General features: G+C 44.0%; 22 protein-coding genes and 1 riboswitch. Of the genes, 18 read left to right on the top strand and 4 right to left on the bottom strand.

Features of this window, described 5'->3' with window-relative positions:
• Positions 1-18: 18 nt before the first annotated feature.
• Positions 19-164, top strand: a riboswitch (FMN riboswitch).
• A gap of 140 nt (positions 165-304) precedes the next feature.
• From ribD to CEF21_RS14100, 5 genes are all read left to right on the top strand, one after another.
• Positions 305-1,399 (top strand): bifunctional diaminohydroxyphosphoribosylaminopyrimidine deaminase/5-amino-6-(5-phosphoribosylamino)uracil reductase RibD, encoded by a 1,095-nt coding sequence (ribD, locus tag CEF21_RS14120; protein WP_123920256.1) that lies wholly within the window; start codon positions 305-307, stop codon positions 1,397-1,399.
• Complete coding sequence (gene ribE / locus CEF21_RS14115; RefSeq protein WP_123917397.1) at positions 1,400-2,050, top strand: riboflavin synthase; 651 nt, start codon at positions 1,400-1,402, stop codon at positions 2,048-2,050.
• A gap of 26 nt (positions 2,051-2,076) precedes the next feature.
• Entirely contained in the window at positions 2,077-3,270 is a 1,194-nt protein-coding gene (locus tag CEF21_RS14110) for a bifunctional 3,4-dihydroxy-2-butanone-4-phosphate synthase/GTP cyclohydrolase II (RefSeq protein WP_123917395.1), read from the top strand.
• 126 nt (positions 3,271-3,396) lie between these two features.
• Positions 3,397-3,864 (top strand): 6,7-dimethyl-8-ribityllumazine synthase, encoded by a 468-nt coding sequence (gene ribH, locus CEF21_RS14105; protein WP_123917393.1) that lies wholly within the window; start codon positions 3,397-3,399, stop codon positions 3,862-3,864.
• Between the two features lie 141 nt (positions 3,865-4,005).
• Positions 4,006-4,371 carry a GNAT family N-acetyltransferase gene (locus CEF21_RS14100; RefSeq protein ID WP_123917391.1) on the top strand — a complete coding sequence of 122 codons (366 nt, stop codon included), beginning with the start codon at positions 4,006-4,008 and terminating at the stop codon, positions 4,369-4,371.
• Between the two features lie 38 nt (positions 4,372-4,409).
• On the opposite strand, the gene CEF21_RS14095 is transcribed toward CEF21_RS14100, so the two are convergent.
• Both CEF21_RS14095 and CEF21_RS14090 read right to left on the bottom strand, forming a co-directional pair.
• A complete protein-coding gene (locus tag CEF21_RS14095) occupies positions 4,410-4,976 on the bottom strand; it encodes a DUF309 domain-containing protein (protein ID WP_346773354.1) in 567 nt (188 codons plus the stop codon).
• A 59-nt stretch (positions 4,977-5,035) separates the two neighbouring features.
• A complete protein-coding gene (locus CEF21_RS14090; protein ID WP_123917389.1) occupies positions 5,036-5,134 on the bottom strand; it encodes a YjcZ family sporulation protein in 99 nt (32 codons plus the stop codon).
• A 187-nt stretch (positions 5,135-5,321) separates the two neighbouring features.
• On the opposite strand from CEF21_RS14090, the gene CEF21_RS14085 reads away from it, so the two are divergent.
• From CEF21_RS14085 to rluB, 7 genes are all read left to right on the top strand, one after another.
• Positions 5,322-6,074: a segregation/condensation protein A gene (locus tag CEF21_RS14085; RefSeq protein WP_481747675.1), complete on the top strand. Its 753-nt coding sequence runs from the start codon at positions 5,322-5,324 to the stop codon at positions 6,072-6,074.
• Positions 6,071-6,661, top strand: a complete 591-nt coding sequence (scpB, locus tag CEF21_RS14080) for an SMC-Scp complex subunit ScpB (protein ID WP_123917385.1) — start codon at positions 6,071-6,073, stop codon at positions 6,659-6,661. Before CEF21_RS14085 ends, scpB begins: the two co-directional genes overlap by 4 nt.
• Before the next feature lie 195 nt (positions 6,662-6,856).
• Positions 6,857-7,345 (top strand): YpuI family protein, encoded by a 489-nt coding sequence (locus tag CEF21_RS14075; RefSeq protein ID WP_123917383.1) that lies wholly within the window; start codon positions 6,857-6,859, stop codon positions 7,343-7,345.
• A 206-nt stretch (positions 7,346-7,551) separates the two neighbouring features.
• Positions 7,552-8,664 carry a D-alanyl-D-alanine carboxypeptidase family protein gene (locus CEF21_RS14070; RefSeq protein ID WP_241156870.1) on the top strand — a complete coding sequence of 371 codons (1,113 nt, stop codon included), beginning with the start codon at positions 7,552-7,554 and terminating at the stop codon, positions 8,662-8,664.
• On the top strand, positions 8,657-9,250 hold the full coding sequence (locus tag CEF21_RS14065; protein WP_123917379.1) for a nucleoside recognition domain-containing protein: 594 nt from the start codon (positions 8,657-8,659) through the stop codon (positions 9,248-9,250). Before CEF21_RS14070 ends, CEF21_RS14065 begins: the two co-directional genes overlap by 8 nt.
• The gene (locus CEF21_RS14060) at positions 9,250-9,777 is read left to right on the top strand and encodes a spore maturation protein (protein WP_123917377.1); all 528 of its coding nucleotides are present in this window, start codon (positions 9,250-9,252) and stop codon (positions 9,775-9,777) included. Before CEF21_RS14065 ends, CEF21_RS14060 begins: the two co-directional genes overlap by 1 nt.
• 99 nt (positions 9,778-9,876) lie before the next feature.
• Positions 9,877-10,611: a 23S rRNA pseudouridine(2605) synthase RluB gene (rluB, locus tag CEF21_RS14055; RefSeq protein WP_123917375.1), complete on the top strand. Its 735-nt coding sequence runs from the start codon at positions 9,877-9,879 to the stop codon at positions 10,609-10,611.
• A gap of 999 nt (positions 10,612-11,610) precedes the next feature.
• Here rluB and CEF21_RS14050 read toward each other — a convergent pair.
• Both CEF21_RS14050 and CEF21_RS14045 read right to left on the bottom strand, forming a co-directional pair.
• Positions 11,611-12,534, bottom strand: a complete 924-nt coding sequence (locus CEF21_RS14050; protein WP_164462196.1) for an IS3 family transposase — start codon at positions 12,532-12,534, stop codon at positions 11,611-11,613.
• Between the two features lie 32 nt (positions 12,535-12,566).
• Entirely contained in the window at positions 12,567-12,875 is a 309-nt protein-coding gene (locus CEF21_RS14045) for a helix-turn-helix domain-containing protein (protein WP_123917371.1), read from the bottom strand.
• 817 nt (positions 12,876-13,692) lie between these two features.
• Here CEF21_RS14045 and resA point away from each other — a divergent pair.
• The 6 genes from resA (at position 13,693) to CEF21_RS14015 (ending at position 20,363) form a co-directional block, all read left to right on the top strand.
• On the top strand, positions 13,693-14,217 hold the full coding sequence (resA, locus tag CEF21_RS14040) for a thiol-disulfide oxidoreductase ResA (RefSeq protein ID WP_123917369.1): 525 nt from the start codon (positions 13,693-13,695) through the stop codon (positions 14,215-14,217).
• Positions 14,218-14,233: 16 nt separating this feature from the next.
• Positions 14,234-15,898: a cytochrome c biogenesis protein ResB gene (resB, locus tag CEF21_RS14035; protein ID WP_123917367.1), complete on the top strand. Its 1,665-nt coding sequence runs from the start codon at positions 14,234-14,236 to the stop codon at positions 15,896-15,898.
• Entirely contained in the window at positions 15,885-17,060 is a 1,176-nt protein-coding gene (gene ccsB, locus CEF21_RS14030; protein WP_123917365.1) for a c-type cytochrome biogenesis protein CcsB, read from the top strand. Before resB ends, ccsB begins: the two co-directional genes overlap by 14 nt.
• A gap of 182 nt (positions 17,061-17,242) precedes the next feature.
• The gene (locus tag CEF21_RS14025) at positions 17,243-17,965 is read left to right on the top strand and encodes a response regulator transcription factor (protein WP_123917363.1); all 723 of its coding nucleotides are present in this window, start codon (positions 17,243-17,245) and stop codon (positions 17,963-17,965) included.
• A complete protein-coding gene (locus tag CEF21_RS14020) occupies positions 17,962-19,785 on the top strand; it encodes an ATP-binding protein (RefSeq protein ID WP_123917361.1) in 1,824 nt (607 codons plus the stop codon). Before CEF21_RS14025 ends, CEF21_RS14020 begins: the two co-directional genes overlap by 4 nt.
• Positions 19,782-20,363: a cob(I)yrinic acid a,c-diamide adenosyltransferase gene (locus CEF21_RS14015; protein ID WP_123917359.1), complete on the top strand. Its 582-nt coding sequence runs from the start codon at positions 19,782-19,784 to the stop codon at positions 20,361-20,363. The genes CEF21_RS14020 and CEF21_RS14015 overlap by 4 nt, the downstream gene beginning before the upstream one ends.
• Positions 20,364-20,506 lie beyond the last annotated feature (143 nt).

Genomic DNA, 20,506 nt, shown 5'->3' with positions numbered 1-20,506 from the left:
AGACAACTGAATATGTTGATTATCCTTCGGGGCAGGGTGAAATTCCCTACCGGCGGTGATGGAGTGATGATGCTCCAAAGTCCGTGACCCGGTGGCATTAGCCAGCGGTGGATCCAGTGAAATTCTGGAGCCGACAGTTACAGTCTGGATGGGAGAAGGATCGAACGTGCTAATTCAGCGACGGGTATGGTAAATTCTGAAAATACAGGTTTACTTTACTCTTATTTGATATGCCTTCGTAACCACTCCAGCCCCGGGAAGTTTCCGGGGCTTTTTTGTATCCAAAAAGGGGGGGAATCGAATGATGCGGGACGAGACATTTATGAAGCTCGCTTTGGAGCTTGCAGAACAGGGGATTGGCCAGACCTCGCCGAATCCCGCTGTTGGCGCGGTTGTAGTAAAGGATGGAAATGTTGTCGGAATGGGAGCTCATTTAAAAGCCGGAGAAGCCCACGCAGAAGTTCATGCCATCAGCATGGCAGGTGAAAAAGCAAAAGGTGCAGAGATTTTTGTCACACTTGAACCTTGCAGCCATTACGGAAAAACCCCGCCGTGTGCCGAGCTGCTCATAGCCGCAGGAATAAAAAGGGTGGTTATTGCCGTTCTTGATCCAAATCCTCTTGTTGCAGGAAGAGGAGCTGCTCTTCTCGAGGAAGCGGGAATCGAAGTCTGCACAGGCGTACTTGAACAGGAAGCGGCGGAACTTAATAAATTTTTCTTCCACTATATAAAAACGGGAGTACCGTACGTCACCTTAAAAGCTGCATCCACATTGGATGGGAAGACAGCAACGAAATCGATGGACAGTAAATGGATTACGGGAGAACAGGCGAGAGAAGATGTCCACCGTTATAGGGAAAGGCATGATGCCATTCTTACAGGCGTTAATACGGTGATTCATGATAATCCAAGTCTTACGTGCCGATTGGAAAAACCAAAGCGGCAGCCAGTCAGAATTATCCTGGACAGGAATCTGAAAACACCATTGAATTCAAAGGTTGTGACAGACGGTCTTGCTGAGACCTGGATTGTTTCCTCTGATGATGCGGATCCCAAACGGATTTCAGATTTTGAAGATCTGGGGGTAACCATCATTTCTTTAAGTGCCGGGCACACATTGAAAGATGTTCTTGAAGAATTGGGGAAAAGAGGGATTTCATCGCTTCTCGCGGAAGGCGGATCACAAATTCACGGATCTTTTATTCATGAAGGGTGCTTTAATGAAATGGTGATCTACATCGCTCCTAAGCTGCTCGGAGGCAAAGAAAGTCTATCCATATCAGGGGGCACCGGATTTGAAAGGATGAAAGATGCAGTTGAACTTACATTTACAGAACCGGTGATTTTAGGGAACGATATAAAAATAAGGGCCGTGCGCCGAAGGGAGGAGGGAAAATAAATGTTTACTGGCATTGTGGAAGAGCTGGGAACGGTGGAACGCATTGCTTCAGGCGGCAGGCTGATGTCCTATACGATCAAAGCGTCTCTTATTCTTGAAGATGTAAAGCTTGGCGACAGCATATCTGTAAACGGAGTGTGCCTGACTGTTACCAGTTTTACAAAGCATCAATTTACAGTGGATGTCATGCCGGAAACAGTTAAATCCTCAAGTATCCGCGAATGGAAACGGGGCACTATGGTCAATCTTGAAAGAGCAATGGGGGCTAACGGAAGGTTTGGCGGCCATATGGTTAGCGGGCATATTGATGGCACCGGTGTTATCCTCTCAAAAAAGCAGGACCAGAACGCTGTCTATTTTGAAATTAATACATCTGTCGACATAACGGATAATTTGGTCATGAAAGGATCGATTGCCGTAGACGGCATCAGTTTGACCATCTTTGGACTGGAGGATGGGAAGGTAAAAGTTTCAATTATTCCCCATACTTTATCGGAAACAGTCCTTGGAAGCAAAGAAGCAGGCGACATAGTCAATGTCGAATGTGACATAATTGGGAAATATGTGAGAAAGTTCACCTCCGCTTCCAATCGGGACTCATCTCACGCTCCGATTTCGGAAAGTTTTCTTGAAAGACACGGATTTAAATAACGGTACCCCGTCAGGAGGGAAAGAGGATGTTCCATTCTATAGAAGAAGCTTTGCACGACTTGAAACTCGGGAAGCCAGTCATTGTGGTAGATGATGAGGATCGCGAAAACGAAGGCGATTTTGTGGCGCTTGGCGAAATGGCAACGCCTGAAGTGATTAACTTCATGGCGACTCATGGGAAAGGTCTGATTTGTACCCCGATGACTGAAGATCGTGCGGCCAGACTGAATTTAAAACCAATGGTCGAGCAAAATACAGATCCCCACGGCACAGCCTTCACTGTCAGTGTGGATTACAAAACGACAACGACTGGAATCAGTGCTTTTGAACGCTCCGAAACGATACGCGCGTTCTTAAATCCTGAGGTACAAGCCCACGATTTCAAGCGTCCCGGACATGTTTTTCCGCTTGTAGCGAAAGAAGGCGGCGTTCTCAGAAGAGCGGGACACACCGAGGCAGCGGTAGATTTAGCCGCACTTTGCGGATCCGAGCCTGTTGGTGTAATCTGCGAAATTATGAGCGAAGATGGTTCAATGGCCAGACTGCCTGAACTGGAGACACTCGCACAGAAAATGGATTTGAAAATTATTTCGATTGAAGATTTAATTTTGTACCGCAACAGGACGGATCAGCTGATTTCGAGGGAAGTGGAAATCAATCTTCCCACCGAATTTGGAATGTTTAAAGCAATCGGCTATTCGAACGTCCTTGATGGAAAAGAGCATGTTGCTCTCGTAAAAGGAACCATTGATCCTGAAAAACCAACGCTTGTAAGGGTTCATTCTGAGTGTTTGACAGGAGATGTATTCGGGTCATACCGGTGCGACTGCGGACCTCAGCTGCATGCTGCCCTTGCTCAAATTGAAGATGAAGGAAACGGTGTCCTGCTGTATATGAGACAGGAAGGCAGAGGAATCGGCCTGCTTAATAAAATGAGAGCCTATAAACTGCAGGAAGAGGGCTATGATACAGTCGAAGCGAACGAAAAGCTTGGTTTCGGGGCGGATTTGCGGGACTACGGAATTGGAGCCCAGATTTTAAAAGATCTCGGATTAAAGGAATTGCGTCTATTGACGAACAATCCGAAAAAGATTAAAGGGCTGGAAGGGTACGGAATGAAAATCGCCGGAAGAGTGCCTATTCAGATGCCATTAAGAGATGAAAATGAACAGTATTTAAAAACAAAGCACCATAAACTTGGTCACTTATTAAAATTTTAAGCTATGTAAAAGCATGTTGTTGATTTTTTTATCCTGTTGATTGAAGCAGAAAGCGAACGGCTGCAGCGGAAATCAACAGCCAAGTTTAACGGAGAGATTTTTTAAAGATAACGGAGGATGAGGAAAATGACTAAAATTTATGAAGGTAATTTAGTAGCTCAAGGATTAAGAATAGGAATTGTAGTAGGCAGATTTAATGAGTTTATAACAAGCAGGCTTTTAGGAGGGGCACAGGACGCGTTAAAACGTCACGGCGCTGAAGATGAAAATGTTGAAATCGCTTGGGTACCCGGAGCCTTTGAACTGCCTCTTATCGCCAAAAAAATGGCGGAGTCCGGAAAATACGACGCAGTTATTACTCTTGGTACGGTGATCCGCGGATCAACCAGCCATTACGATTACGTTTGCAGTGAAGCGGCAAAAGGTGTAGCCAATGCCTCTGCTGCGTCAGGCATACCGGTTATTTTCGGAGTGCTTACTACAGAGACCATTGAACAGGCCATTGAAAGAGCCGGCACCAAAGCCGGAAATAAAGGCTGGGAGGCTGCTGTTTCTGCTATTGAAATGGCAAACCTGTTAAAGTCATTTCAATAAAATTGGCGAAAAGTGTTTAAAATAGCTGGAATTCTGTTTATAATGATGGAAGGAGTGGCTTTTCATTTATTCATTATAAGATTTCCAGAATTGCTATTATTGCTCTGAATTCAGAGCTATTTCGCTAATCGAGGGGTACTTATGTTAATTCGCTTTAAGAAAAGCTTTGAAAAGATTGCCATGGGGTTGTTATCTTTCATGCCTGCTGAAAAAGAACTGAAAACTCTTCAGCAAACCATTAAAACATATGAGACAGAAAAAGACTGGCAGCTGTTTTTATGGAAAGAAGAAGAGGATATTATTGGTGCACTTGGCGTTCATTTAAAAGAAAATGACGAAGTGGAAATTCAGCATGTCAGTGTGAATCCTTCCTACCGGCAGCAGGGAATTGGAAAAAAGATGGTCTTGGCAGTGAAAGACGTCTATAAAAATAAGACGATTATTCCGAACGAACATACGGAATCATTTTTTGCAAAGTGCCGGGAATCCGGTCAGGAAGAATTGTAAAAGCAGAGGAGCGGATCCTCTGCTTTTTCTTATGTCCGTTATTTTTTCCGGTTTCTCTCCCTTAAAGCAAGCTGAGTCAGTCTTTCCTTGATTACATCAGACCGGTCCCTCAGGATATGACGATTCACTATGGATTCATTTTCCAAGTCACTGGGGGACTGCCAAACCATTTGTTTGGACTCTGCAAGAACTTTGCATTCTTTTTCAAGCTTCAGATCAGCGATTGGTAAATGTAAACTTTTATATGAAACGCCTTTCTGTATTTCGCAGAGGCGCTGAAGAAGCAGATTCTTAAGTTCTGTCTCCTTCAGACCGAGTTTTTCGATTTCTCCTGGATGGATTTCAAGGAACCGAATGGATTGGCCAAGGAGCCTTTCCGCTCCTTTAAAATTTCCCCGCCTGTGATGGTACAGACTGACGGCAATCTGAATCAGACTCACCCAGACAGGATCGCGTTCAGAAGCCGGGGCTTCCTTCCAATATTCCTCCAGCAGCTCATGGCATTCAAAATAATCACGGTCTCCGTGGAAATGAACTAAATATTCTATGTATGCTTCAGGGTACATTCCCATCACTCCAGTTTCTGATTGTCCAAATTGTATCATAAACAGCCTGCGCATAAAAATAAAAGAAAGCGCCGTAATCCCGGCGCTTTGCGATTATATTAGTAAAGCCATGCTGCTCCCACAATAATCAATAAAATGAAAAGTACAACGATTAATGCGAACCCGCCGCCGTAGCCAAATCCTCTTGCTTCACCCATTTTATAGTTCCTCCTTCAAAATCATGCTGTTTTCTTTCGTATCATATGTGCGGATGCCCCAAATGTCTGGGCGTTCGCCCGGTTTTTAAAAAAAGTTTTTCTCGTTAATTTTGTATTGGACTATAGGAAGGATTGTTCTATACTAAAGGGTAGCGCAGTTTATAGAAGGATGTTGGTGAGATTTAATTTGGAATATCAAGTAAAAATCGATGCATTTGAAGGGCCTCTTGATCTTCTTTTGCACTTAATTAACAGATTGGAAATTGACATATACGATATACCTGTATCGCAAATTACTGAACAATATCTGCTCTACATTCACACAATGAAAGAGCTTGAGCTTGATGTGGCATCCGAGTTTTTGGTTATGGCTGCCACGCTGCTTTCAATCAAAAGCAAAATGCTTTTGCCGAAACAGGAGGAGGAGCTTTTTGATGAGGAACTGGGATTTGAAATGGAAGAAGATCCCAGGGATGAACTGATGAGAAGACTGATCGATTACAGAAAATACAAAGAAGCTGCAACAGAGCTTAAAACACGGGAAGAGGAAAGAGCGCTCGTATATACGAAGCCTCCAAGCGATTTAAGCGAATTCTCTCAGGACACCTCAGCAGAAAAAACACCGCTTGATATCTCGGTTTATGATATGCTAAGCGCTTTTCAGAAAGTAATGAGAAGAAAAAAACTTCAGAAACCGCTTCAAACAAGAATTACAAGGCAGGAAATTCCGATTGAGAAACGGATGAATGAAATTCTTGAGGACTTAAGAATAAAACCGGGGCGCCGTCATTTTATGGACTTGTTCCCGGAAGAATCCAAAGAATATCTCGTTGTCACGTTTTTAGCCGTGCTGGAGTTAATGAAATCACAGTTTATTTTCATAGAACAAGAAGGTAACTTCTCAGATTTGTATATTACAGGGAGTGGAAAAAGCAAGTGACAGAAATCATCCAGTGGAAGTCCATCGTCGAGGCCCTGCTATTTGCAGCAGGAGACGAAGGTCTCTCTTTAAAACAGCTTATGAATGTACTTGATGTAGAAGAACCCATTGTGAAGGATATTATGGAAGATCTCTCTGCTGATTATAGAAACGAAAACCGCGGAATTGAAATCGCTGAGGTAGCAAATGTTTTTCAGCTTACTACGAAAAAAGAGCATGCCCCCTACTTGAAAAAATTAGTAGAGTCCCCTGGAAGTCAATCCCTATCACAGGCGGCATTGGAAACGCTGGCGATTGTCGCATACAGGCAGCCGCTCACAAGAATTGAAATTGAAGAAGTCCGCGGAGTGAAAACGGAAAGACCTCTGCAGACGCTCGTTTCTAAAGCGCTGATTAAAGAAGTGGGAAGGGCGGAAGGGACCGGAAGAGCCATTTTATATGGAACAACGAGCGAATTTTTAGAGTACTTTGGACTGAAATCAATCGGTGACTTGCCTCCGCTTCCGGAGGATGGCGATGAGGGTGAGCAGGATGAGGCCGACTTGTTTTTTGAAAAATTCAGCCAGACGATGGATGACCTTAATTAGCTGATCTAATTTTCAGAAAATATGGTACTATAAAGAGGTAGCATTCAGGAAATGTCTTAATCTATTTCCGATAGGGTATACATAAAAAAATAGAGTATCAGACTGAAAACAAGCATGAAATGAAACACGCACCGATATGAATTAACATAAGAGACCGTGTGCTGAAAATGATGCTTTGAGAGGACGTGGATCAATTTGGGTAATTCAATGGTAAAGCTGCAAACAGAACAGACAGCCGATTTTTTAAAAACAGTGGTTTCCGGACTTTCCAGGCATTTAAATTCGGTAACCATCGATTCGATGCTTGAGGAACAGCCTGGAGACCGTCTATTTTATGAAGAATTGCTGAGCAACTTTCGCCGTCTGACCGTTTTTTGCGAGGAAGGGCTTGAAGCATGCAGCATCATTACACAAACAGAGCCGTTTCGCAAAGCGGCAGCCGAGAAAATTCTTTACCGTGTTTACCATCAGTGCATTGAAGAATTTTTTCAGCCGAAGCATGACGTTTGGTATGAAGACAGCCGCTCTGCTTACACTGGAAAAAACTCCATTAAATTCAGACAGGCTGTTCCTGTTTCAGTAAACCGGCTTGTTGCTGAACTTGAAAGCCAATTCCAGCAGACACGGGAAGAACTTGAATATTACGAAACGGATTACCGGACAAAAATGATGCAGTCCCGCTAATGGAAAAGCAGCCTGATATGGGCTGCTTTTTCTTTTGCCCGAAGCCGTAAACAGCCGGATATACCATTTTTCTTAATAGATAAGCAGCAATACATATCGTGTCATAAGTCATCCTCCTTCGCATAAACTTGTACAAATAAGGACAAGGGACGTGGAGGCAGATGAAAGGATTTATAAGTTTAATAGCAGCAGTTTTTGTTCTGACAATGCTGATTCCAGGATATGCACGAGCTGAAGTGTCTAAAGAAGCAATGGTCAGTGCGAAGAGCGCCATTCTTATAGAACAGGGGACAGGCAGAGTACTGCTTTCCAAAAATGAGAACGAAAAATTGAGGATAGCGAGCATTACGAAGATTATGACCGCGATTCTCGCAATTGAATCCGGAAAATTGGATGAAAATGTAACCGTCAGTTCAAGAGCTGTTTATACAGAAGGATCTTCCATCTATCTGCAGGCGGGTGAAAAAATTAAGCTCCGCGAGCTGGTTTACGGATTGATGCTCCGTTCCGGGAATGATGCGGCAGTGGCAATTGCGGAGCATGTAGGCGGAAGTCTTGAAGGCTTTGTTTATAAAATGAACGAAAAAGCAGAGGAAATCGGCATGAGCAATACGCTTTTTGCCAATCCCCACGGACTGGATGATCATGAAAAGATGTATTCGACTGCCTATGACATGGCGCTTCTTATGAGATACGCTATGAACAATCCTATTTTTAAGGAAGTTTCCGGCACCGAGATCCATCGATCGCCGAACCCGAATGAAAAATGGGACAGAGTATGGAAAAATAAAAATAAACTGCTGACCACCCTTTATGAATATTGCACTGGCGGAAAAACGGGATTTACTAAAAAAGCGAAACGGACACTCGTTACCAGCGCATCTAAGAATGGGCTGAATCTGATCGCAGTCACGATCAATGACGGAGATGACTGGAATGACCATATAGGCATGTATGAATATGGCTTTGACCACTATAATCTTTATAAAATTAAACCGAGAGGGAACCTGCAATCGCTCAACGATACGTTTTATCAAAATAAAGCCTTTATCCAAAGGGATGTGTATTATCCGCTGACGGAGGATGAAAAGGCATCCATCCGGACAGAAGTTAGCCTGCAAAAGCCTTTAAAAACATGGAAGGATCCGAAAAAAGTCCCTTCTGTGGTCGGACAATTGAAGGTCTTTGTTAAAGAAGATCCTGTACTGAACGTTCCTGTCTATTTTGAAAACGGCCGGACAAGAAAGCCTGAAGTTTCTCTTTGGGAGTCAGTGAAACGCCTTTTCTTTGCACTTGCAGGAGCCGGTACCGATGGTTAACTATATATGGGTAGGAATGATTGTAGTTGGAATCGTTTACGCTTTATTTAATGGGACAATGGATTCTGTCAATGCCGCAATTTTTAAAGGAGCGAAAGATGCGGTTACCATTTCATTCGGCTTAATGAGCGTTCTCGTTTTCTGGCTTGGACTGATGAGGATTGCGGAAAAAGCAGGGATGCTGGAGGCGCTTGGAAAGCTGTGCAGGCCGATAGCAAAAAAAATATTCCCGGAGGTTCCGCCTGATCATCCGGCAATGGGCTATATCCTCTCCAATACGATGGCCAATATGTTTGGATTGGGAAATGCTGCAACTCCTCTTGGTATTAAAGCGATGGAGGAGTTGAAAAAGCTGAACGGAGGAAAGGATTCCGCCAGCCGGTCAATGATCACGTTCCTGGCAGTGAACACATCAAGCATCACGTTAATTCCGACTACGGTAATAGCCGTAAGAATATCGTATGGTTCTGCAAATCCGGCTGATATTGTCATGCCGACATTAATCGCTACGATAATCTCAGCAATCGGAGCTCTGCTGATTGACCGGTATTTTTACCTTCGGAGGAAGCGGAAAGGGGGAGCCTGATGGAATGGATCAGTTTGCTGTCTTTATGGCTCATTCCGCTTGTGATCGCTTTTATATTGATTTATGGAACATTCAAGAAAGTTCAGACATATGAAGCCTTTGTTGAAGGGGGCAAGGAAGGGATAGAGATTTCTTTCTCAATTATTCCTTATCTCGTTGGGATGCTTGTGGCGATTACCATTTTCAGGGCATCAGGAGCGCTGGATTTCCTCCTTGACTTTATAAAACCGGCACTGTCGGCCATCGGCGTTCCATCGGATATCGTTCCGCTTGCCTTCATTCGGCCTATTTCTGGGACGGCGGCACTCGGCCTGACAACCGATTTGATAGCCAGCAACGGACCCGATTCCTTTATTGGAAGGCTTGCGGCTGTTATGCAGGGCAGTACAGATACGACGCTCTATATTTTAACTGTGTATTTTGGTGCGGCAGGGATAAAAAAAATGGGAGATGCATTAAAAGTTGGACTCCTTGCAGACTTAATTGGTGTAATCGCCTCCATCGTGATTGTTTCGCTTTTATTTTAAGAGGAATAAACCTGCTTCTGAAGCAGGTTTAATTTTTGTCTGGAAACTTGCTTGTTTAATGCAATGGAAACAAGTAAGATGTACAAAGAGGTGAATAGCATGGAACGATTGCAAAAAGTAATTGCTCACGCAGGAATAGCATCAAGAAGAAATGCGGAGCAGCTTATATTAGATGGAAGAGTAAAAGTAAACGGAAAAACCGTTAAAGAGCTGGGTGTAAAAGTATCTGGAAATGACCGGGTTGAGGTGAATGGGGTTCCTTTAGAGAAGGAAGTACCCGTTTATCTTCTATTATATAAACCAAGAGGTGTAATTTCTGCAGCGCAGGATGATAAAAACCGTAAAATTGTAACGGACTTCTTCCCGTATATCCAAGAGCGCATCTATCCTGTCGGGCGCCTGGATTACGACACGTCCGGTCTGATTCTGCTTACAAACGACGGGGAGTTTGCGAATATCCTCATGCATCCCCGCTACGAGATTGACAAAACGTATGTGGCAAAAGTGAAAGGGATTCCGACAAGAGGAACCTTAAGAACAATGGAAAAAGGTGTGAAGCTTGAAGACGGAATGACGGCTCCTGCAAAAGTGAAAATGCTGTCGCTTGATAAAAAGAAAGAAACAAGCATCATCGAGATTACGATCCATGAAGGACGCAACCATCAAGTGCGCCGGATGTTTGAAGCGATGGGCCATCCTGTCACTAAACTTAAAAGAGAATCGTATGCTTTCCTTGATCTGAAAGGCTTAAGCACTGGCGACTCTAGGGAACTGACACCCCACGAAGTGAAGCAGCTTCGCGCGCTGGCTGAAACTGGTAAGATTGGGTTTTAATGAAGAAATCAAACACTGCTGATCCGGGGAGTTTTACAAAAGAGGAATGAAAGAGGGCTGTCCGTTTTTTAAGCAGGAAGATTTTTAAATGGTAAAGAGGCTGGGACAAAAGATTTCCGGCTAATAAAAAGCTCTGTTGATTTCCGCTGCAGGCGCTCGCTTTCCGCGGGGCGGGCGGTGAGCCTCCTCGCCGCTTTGCGACTGCGGGGTCTCACCTGTCCCGCTGCTCCCGCAGGAGTCTCACGCCTTCCGCTTCAATTAACAAGGTTTAAAAAACCAGCAACATGCTTTAAAATAGCGAATAAAAAAACCGAACGTTTATTTGAAGCTCTGGTACAGAGCTTCGTAATCGTTCGGTTTTATTGTTTTTTTTTGCTTTTTTCAAAAGCACTGTTAAATTTGGCTGTTGATTGCAGCTAGCAGGCGCTCGCTTATCCTTGGGCGGGCGGTGAGTCTCCTCTTGGCTTCGCCACTGCGGGGTCTCACCTGTCCCGCTGCTCTCAGCTCGGAGTCTCACGCCTTCCGCTTCAATCAACAGGTGTTAAAAATCAACAACATACTTTTACATAGCCTTTTCAATAGAAATATTCGGCTTAAGGACAACAATTTTAATCATGTCCCAGCCTCTTTATTTTTGTTTTTTTCTAAAATGGCCTTTCTGCTTTATGTAATTAAACAATTTAAAGATTAAACCTAATCATTACTGCCGCTTGCCCTTGTTGAAAGTTCAGACCGGGCTATATGGGTTTGCTGGTTTCCTCCTTTCGCAGCAGGTTTTTAACTGCAATTGGACTATATTCAAAAAGTCAGCCATTCCCGGGAGGAAGTCAGCAATTAATTTAAAAAGTCAGCTATTCCCCGGAGAAAGTCAGCAATTAATTTGAAAAGTCAGCAATTCTTCAGAGAAAGTCAGCAATTACGTATCGACCCCCTAATTATTGGACACGTTCTCGCTCAATCATCATCGTTCTTAGTTTTTCATTTTTTTTCGAGACGATCCTATAAACGGACCGTCTCTTCCCTTAATAATTCTTGGTTTTGGTACGCCTCAAGATATTGTTTTGGACTGAGGTAGCCTAAACTTCCGTGATATCTGCGTTCATTATAAAAGTTTATATATTCGTCAATTCGGTAGTAAGCCTCGTCATAGCTTTGGATATTAAAACGCCGGTAACACTCCTTTTCCAGGCCGCTGTGAAAGGATTCGATATAGGCATTGAGATCCGGTGATTTAGGTGGGATCCGTTCATGAAAGATCTTACTGACCCTACAGAATTCCCCGAAGTTCTTGCTAAGAAACTGAGGTCCGTTATCAGACCGGATAATCAGGCTGTATTCGTCTTTCCCTTCAGGAATTTCAACTCCCCGATCCATTAAGGCTTGGGTAAGCATCATCGTGATACTGGGGGCTTTACAGTCCGGTCCACGGTAATAGCCTACAATGCTTCGGTCAAACACGTCGATGGCGCTCGCAAGAAAGTAGAAGTACCCGGTGTTTTCCAGAGATCCATATTTGATGTCGATTTGCCATAGTTGATTAGGGCCTGTAATTTCATGCTGCTTCGCCCAGTTCTTTTGATGAGGAGAAGGTTTACCTCGTTGAGGTAACAGAATCTCCAGCTCTTTACACAGCCGGTAGGTCTTTTTAGGGTTGATAATCAGTTGGTATTCTTTTCGTAAAAAGTGATTCAGTTTGCGATATCCATAGATGCCTTCCTCGCCCTCTATAGCTTCCATCAGATATTCTTTGATTTGCTCATCTGATATTCTTGAATCTAAGACGGTAAAAGAGTAGCCAATAGGGGGCCGGCCCCTGCTTCCAACCCCTTCTTCCTCCGTGTTCGCCTTTTGATGGTAATAGTACAACGATCTAGGCACCCCTAATGCAATGGTTGTTCGAAGAACAGAAAATCCCTCTGACACCCACAGCTTTATTTCTTCTAGTCGAAGATTAATTAGGACTCGCTTTTTTTTAATAAGCTTCGAAGCATCGCAACTTCTAACTCTTTTTCCCCCAGTAGCTTCATTGCGTGCTCATATTTAATCTGAAGCTCATCCTTAGTTGGATTGGAGGAAAGAGGATGATGCCCATCTAATTCCATTGATTCCTCTATCTCATCTTTATACTCTTTAATCCAGCCAGAGAGGGTTGCTCGATCAATCCCAGCTTTTCGGGCTGTAGAAGTGTAGTTCCCAGTCTCGAGGGCAATCCGGACATACTTCTTTTTAACATCTTCTATAATCTCAATCTTTTTCCTTACCAAGCCCTCACCTCCTCATCATTTTTCACAATTTCAGTTTACTTGTCTCTTACTTTCGTGTCCAAATGATTAAGGGGGCTGAAAAGATTAATATAGTTCATTACAATCTATATTTTAAATTAAGCTGAAATAATTATATACCTTCATAGTCAGAACTTAGAACAATCATTTTCTCCTCACTTTTCGGTTCTATCGGATTTCATTTGATTAGTTCCATAAGATTTTGCTGCTTTTCTGCTCTTCCAGTTCGGGGCGCTATCCCTTTGGCCACTGCTCTTTTTCAGTCAAAGGCCCGCAGGATGCGGGTCAGTTCTGCGTTGCGACAGGACGTCGCGCTTTTAGCAGAACATCCTTACTAGAGTGCCTCTCGGTCAGAAGCTCCACCGTCTCTCAAGGCTAAGCAAGCCGCCTCCGCTTTTTTTTCTTCCGGCTGCAGCGGCTAGCCCCTCGAGGTCATAAGCCGCTCATCCTCCGGAAGGCAAAACCACCTTCCTGCGGCTGATCGTCTTATGCTTGTCGGAGGCCCGCAGGATGCGGGTCAGTTCTGCGTTGCGACAGGACGTCGCGCTTTTAGCAGAACATCCTTAAAATCCCCGCCTCGTACTTCATTCTATGTCTAGCTCCGGCGGCTAGCCTTTCGGCCGCTTCGCTTCTTCGGTCGAGGCAAAAAGCGCCTCTCGGTCAGAAGCTCCACCGTCTCTCAAGGCTAAGCAAGCCGCCTCCGCTTTTCTTTTTTCACACAACCTTCAAAGAATATATTTTGAGAGCGTTTACCTAATGATATAATAAGAGGAAATGGATACATATTAGGAGAGTTATGATGAAGAAAAGAAGGCGGCTTTTGTTGAGGAGTGCGATTCTTTTTGTATTGGCTGCAGCGCTGGCCTATACGCTGTACTCCAACTTTTTTGCTGATAAAGAAAGAGTAAAAGTAGGGAGTGAGGCTCCTGATTTTGTGGTCACTGACTTGCAGGGAGAACGCCATCAGCTTTCTGATTACCGGGGTAAAGGCGTTTTATTGAATTTTTGGGGAACCTGGTGCGAACCGTGCAAAAGAGAAATGCCGTATATGGATAATCAGTATGAGCATTATAAAAATCTTGGGGTCGAGGTAATTGCCGTTAACATCGCCGAATCAGATGTTGCCGTGAACAGCTTCGCGAAGCAATATGGGCTCACGTTTCCTATTGGAATTGATAAAGACAGGCAAATTCTCGATGAATACGGAGTGAAGCCTCTACCTACTACGTATTTAATTGATAAAACCGGAGAGGTAAAGGATATTGTAAAAGGTCAGTTAACGGAACGGAACATTAGAGATATGATGGAATCTATCAAACCTTAGACAGGGAGTCATGCACATGGAAGAACTGAAGTGCGAGTGCGGACACATCAATCCTCCCGGGACCCTGCTTTGCGAGTCCTGCGGAAAGCAGCTGGCAGATTATAAAAATCCGGTCACCGATTCAGGACCGCTGCTTGATATGAGATATGACGGGAGTGCAAGACGATCTCAAACGTATACGAAAACGTGGATTGATAAAGTCTGGAACTTTTTTTCGTCAGTAAAGGTAGGAATCTGGCTTATCGTATTAACTCTTCTTGCATCAGCAGTGGGAACGATCTTTACTCAGGTCGAGTATATTCCTTCTAATGTTCTGCCGGAGGATTATTACAAAGATGAATTCGGCGTTGCCGGGGAAATCTACTATACTCTTGGTTTTCATAATTTGTATGGATCATGGTGGTATATTATCCTTATTGCCTCTCTTGGAATCTCTCTTGTGATCGCCAGTCTGGACCGGGTCATTCCTTTATACAGGACTTTAAAAGTCCAGGGAGTCACAAAAAACACAGCTTTTTTGAAAAGGCAGCGTCTATTTGGTGAACGTGTCCAGGATAAGGAAAGCGACCTTGAAGCAGTCATAGAAAAACTGAAGAAAAAAAGGTACAGGATCCGCATCGAAAACGGCAATCTCCTTGCAGAAAAAGGAAGGTTTTCAAGGTGGGGCCCATACGTAAACCACGTTGGTCTCATCATTGTTCTTCTTGGAGCCATGCTTCGGTTTGTGCCTGGTATGTATGTGGATGAAAATATGTGGCTGAGGGAAGGGCAAGTGGCCGCCATACCCGGCACTGACGGGAAATACTTTTTGAAAAATGAGAAGTTTACTGTCGAAACATACAAATCCGGAAAAGAAAAGGCCGTTTTCCAGGAGGCAATCAGTGAAGCGGGAGAAGGCAATGTAGCTAAAAATTTTCAGACGGATGTTATTCTTTATGAAAAAAGCGGCCAATCGCTCCCAGGGGAAAAGCCGCAGCTGAAAAAAGTAAGGCAGGATGCGATAAGGGTTAATCAGCCGCTTCAATTTGATTCGTTCGGCTTGTATCAGAGCAGCTACTCAACCGGCGCGCTGAAAGAACTGAAGTTCAGCCTGCTGAACAAAAAAACGAATGAAACGTTCGGGCCTGTCGCCATCAGCCTGGATGAACCAAAGGAGTCGTATGATTTTGGAAAGGGATATAAAGTGGAGCTTCTGAGTTATTTGCCCGACTTTTACCTGAATGAAGACGGGAAGCCGGATACGAAATCCCGCGCACCGAATAATCCGGCCTTTGTGTTCAATATGATTTCTCCCGGCACCCCGGATGGAGAAGTTAGTTTCGTCGGAATTCAAATGAACCTGGAGCCAAATGGTGAAAACAAAATGGCCATGAAATTTGCCGGAGTCGAGACGGTCAGCCAGTCTTTGCTCACGGTAAAGAAAGATCTGACCATATGGGTCATCGCTCTTGGCGGACTTATATTTATGGTCGGAGTGTGTCAGGGTATGTACTGGAATCACCGGAGAATATGGTTTAAAAGGGAAAACGGAATGGTTTATGTGGCTGGCCATACAAACAAAAACTGGTATACGCTGAAAAAAGAGATAGACGATGCAGTGGAGGGAACGGCCTTTCCGGCACCGTGGGATCAAAAAACTAGTGAAATAAGAAGCGGAGGGGTTGGAGTTGGCGGAAATTAGCAGCGGATTGTTATTTGCGGCGTTTATATTATATCTTGTGGCAACCTTTCTTTTTGGGGGTTCCATCCGGGATAAGCGACAAACAGCATCCGGACCGAACCGGTGGTCAAAAGCCGCCGTTGCTGTAACAATTATTGGTTTCGCAGCTCAGCTCGGGTTTTTCATTACAAGGTGGATGGCTTCCGGGCATGCCCCTGTCAGCAACATGTACGAGTTCACCACGTTTTTCGGAATGATGCTTGTATTAGCCTTTATTATTATTTATTTTATGTACAAGGTCTCGATTCTTGGTCTTTTTACACTTCCGGTTGCTCTTTTGATTATCGCATACGGAAGTATGTTTCCATCTTATGTAACACCTCTCATTCCTGCGCTGCAAAGCCAGTGGCTTCATATCCATGTGACGACCGCTGCTCTGGGGCAGGCGATTCTGGCCATCAGCTTCATTGCAGGGCTCATTTATTTAATAAGAAATGTGGATCAGTCCAAACCTTCAAAGAAAACATTCTGGCTGGAAGCCATCATGTTTGTATTGGTCATGACACTTGGCTATATCCTGATTACAAGCGGTTTCCGTCTTGCTCATTATGAAAGTGATTTTTCATGGACAGATAAACGGGGGAACGAAGCTGAAATGTCCTATCATCTTCCTGCCATAGCGGGGCCGAATAAATGGGAGCTCCAAACTGAAGGGGCCATGAAGCCATTGTTCTCCCTTCCTCCGATTATCAATGGAAGCAAGTTCAACACGGTCGTCTGGTCGCTGATTTCAGGTCTTATTCTTTACGGACTTTTCAGACTGATTGCAAGAAAAAGAATTTCTGCGGTGCTTCAGCCTTTAACCAAAAAAGTGAACCTGGATTTAACCGACGAAATCGGCTACCGGTCTGTTACGATCGGTTTCCCGGTATTTACGCTCGGTGCCTTGATTTTTGCCATGATATGGGCACAGCTTGCCTGGAACCGTTTTTGGGGATGGGATCCAAAAGAGGTATGGGCATTGATCACCTGGCTATTCTATGCGGCTTATCTGCATTTGAGATTATCCAGAGGATGGCATGGGGAAAAATCCGCCTGGCTGGCTGTGATTGGTTTTGCGATTATCATGTTTAATCTTATTTTTGTTAATATGGTCATTGCAGGGCTTCATTCATATGCATAACCATAAAAGGGGCCGGTTTCCAGTAAACCAGTCCCTTTATCTTTATAGGATGCGAGAAGGCATAATAACGGAATCACGGATGGCGGAGAAGGTTAAAAAAGGCTCTTCGTTGCAGGAAGTGCTTCTTAATTAGTATGATGAAGACATACATAATCGAATCTCAACTTAAAGGAGGAATTAAGATGAATGAAATGATGAATGGAAAAATTCTTGTAGTAGATGATGAGGACCGTATCAGAAGATTATTGAAAATGTACCTGGAGCGAGAAGGGTATACCACCGAGGAAGCTGAAAACGGGGATGAAGCACTTGAATTGGCACTGGCGAATGACTATGATTTGATTTTGCTCGATTTGATGATGCCCGGTATTGACGGAGTAGAAGTCTGCCGGAAGCTTCGTGAAGTAAAAGCTACACCTGTGATAATGCTGACAGCGAAAGGCGAAGAAGCGAACCGTGTCCAGGGATTTGAAGTTGGTACGGATGATTATATTATTAAGCCGTTCAGTCCAAGGGAAGTCGTCTTAAGGGTCAAAGCATTGCTCAGGAGATCTTCATCTACTAGCTTCCTCAAAACAGAAACGAAAGCCAAAAATGTTATTGTCTTCTCCCACTTGACCATTGATCATGATGCACACCGGGTTACGGCTGATGGAAAAGAAGTAAGCCTTACTCCTAAGGAATATGAACTTCTTTATTTCCTCGCCCGCACTCCGGATAAAGTCTATGACAGGGAACAGCTTCTTAAAGAAGTCTGGCAATATGAGTTCTTCGGTGACTTGCGGACTGTGGATACACATGTAAAAAGACTGCGTGAAAAATTAAACAAGGTCTCACAGGAAGCAGCCAAAATGATTGTAACGGTTTGGGGAGTCGGCTACAAATTTGAGGTAGGCAATGAATGAGACTTTGGCGCAGCGTTGTAGGAAAGCTATGGGGGACCATTCTGCTGCTCGTAGCCTTCGTTCTTCTTGTTCTGACCATTCTTTGGTTTGAGTTCATTGAGAATTACCAGACGAACCAGGCGGAGATTGAATTATCCCAGCTTGCAGGGAAAATATCGGGTATTCTGGAAAATCATGATGATATTCACGATTCATCTGCGCTTGCCCGATCCATTGCGCTTGAGCTTTCAGATGAAAAAACGGGAATTATGATAGTGGATGAAAACGGAAAAGCCTGGTATTCCTCAGCGGGAAACAAAAGAAAGCAGCCATATATCAGTTTGCAGACGATCAAAAGTGACCGGGAGCTTTCTGCTGTTTTAAAAGGAACAGAGGAACGGATGAAAACAATCACAGCAGATGATGAAACCGGCCATGTTAAAGAAAAAGTGCTTCTGCAGGGTGTCCCTTACCGATTGTCCGGCGGTGAGCATGGGGCGGTCTTCGTATCCCAATCGCTCGCTGCTATCAGGGAAGCAACCAGCAGCACGACCAGGTATACATTCATCGGGGCCGCGGTGGGGCTTATATTAACTACCATCTTTGCTTTTTTTCTTTCAACGAGAATTACGTATCCTCTCAGGAAAATGAGAGAAGCGGCACTTGAGCTCACCAAAGGTAAATTCGATAAAAAAGTACCGATTCTGACCGGGGATGAAATTGGCGAGCTTGCAGCTGCCTTTAATCAGATGGGCCGGCAGCTGAAATACCATATTAACGCCCTCAATCAGGAAAAAGAACATTTAACGAGTATATTAAGCAGCATGGCAGATGGAGTCATTACACTGAATATTGATGGAACCATCCTCGTCACGAATCCTCCTGCTGAACGGTTTTTACAGGCTTGGTATTATGAGAAGCAGATGGATATTAAAAATGGCGAGGAACTGCCGCCTGAAGCAAACGAGCTTTTTAGAAGAGTAGTGAATACAGAAAAGGAACAGATTATTGAAATGACCTTGCAGGGGCGCTTTTGGGTCATGGTCATGAGTCCTCTTTATGATCAGGATTATGTCCGGGGAGCGGTCGCCGTTCTGAGGGATATGACAGAGGAACGGCGTCTTGATAAACTCAGAAAAGACTTTATTGCAAACGTCAGTCATGAATTAAGAACGCCCATTGCTTTGCTGCAGGGATACAGTGAGGCGATCGTTGATGATATTGCAAGCACAGATGCAGAGAAAAAGGAAATTTCTAAAATCATATACGAGGAATCATTGAGAATGGGAAGGCTTGTCAACGAATTGCTTGATCTCGCGAGAATGGAAGCGGGTCATATTACTCTCCGCTATGAGAAAGTTGAAATATCAGAACTCGTCAGCAAAATCTCCCGTAAATTCCAGGGAATGGCCAGGGAAAAATCGATTAAGCTGTCTACATCGGTTGCATTGGAAGAGGATTCATTTGTCCTGGATTCGGATAAAATTGAGCAAGTCCTGACGAACCTTGTAGATAATGCGATCCGTCATACCGATGATGGGGGAACCGTGACGTTTGAAGTGCAATCAGCTGATAACGGTCTAAGAGCGGATGTGACCGATACGGGCACAGGCATTCCGGAAGAAGATCTTCCATTTGTGTTTGAAAGGTTTTATAAAGCGGATAAAGCACGGACGAGAGGGAGGTCTGGAACCGGACTTGGACTGGCAATTGCAAAAAATATTATCGAGGCCCATCATGGAACGATAACGGTTCATAGCAAGATTCATGAGGGTACAACCTTTACGTTTTATTTACCGCATATGGATGAAACTCAAATTCAGGGAGATGAGGAAAGATGAATTTATACACCCGAACAGGTGATAAGGGTCAGACAAGTTTAATCGGAGGCCGTGTAGACAAAGATGATATCAGGGTTGAAGCATACGGAACACTTGATGAATTGAATGCAATTGTCGGACATGCCATGACGCTTCTCACAGAAGAAAAATACACGGACATTTTTAAGGAACTGGAAAAAATTCAGCATGAGCTATTTGATTGCGGGGGAGATCTCGCTTCTGTACTGAGCGCAGATAAGAGACAAGATAAGACAGGTCCGGATATGATTGTGTTTTTGGAAAACAGAATTGATGAGTATGTAAAAGAAGCTCCTCCGCTTGAACGGTTTATTTTGCCGGGAGGAGCTCAGGCAGCTGCCGTTATTCACCTTGCCAGAACGGTAGCAAGAAGAGCCGAGAGAAGAATTGTAACCCTGCAGAAGCATTCTGAAATAAATGAGCATGTATTAAAATATATTAACAGGCTGTCAGACTATTTCTTTTCTGCTGCAAGGGTCATTAACTTCAGGGCTGGTGCAAAGGATGTAGAATACGAAAGAAGTGCGATTGTGTTTAAAGGAAAAAATAAAAATCAGTAAATTTTCATGAAAAGGGAAGGAAGCACCTTCCTTTTTTTTGTTGTGCAAAGGTATAATTTTACTGGAATCGTATATTTCAAAAATTACAAGCACTTGTCACCTGAATAGGTGTAACTTTAAATGGTCTGAAACGACTAAGCAAA

Origin of the sequence: Bacillus sp. FJAT-42376, from assembly GCF_003816055.1 — a bacterium.
Lineage (GTDB): Bacteria > Bacillota > Bacilli > Bacillales > Bacillaceae > Metabacillus_B.
The sequence above is the reverse complement of the archived record's forward strand: the minus strand, read 5'-3'. Positions and strand labels throughout refer to the sequence as shown.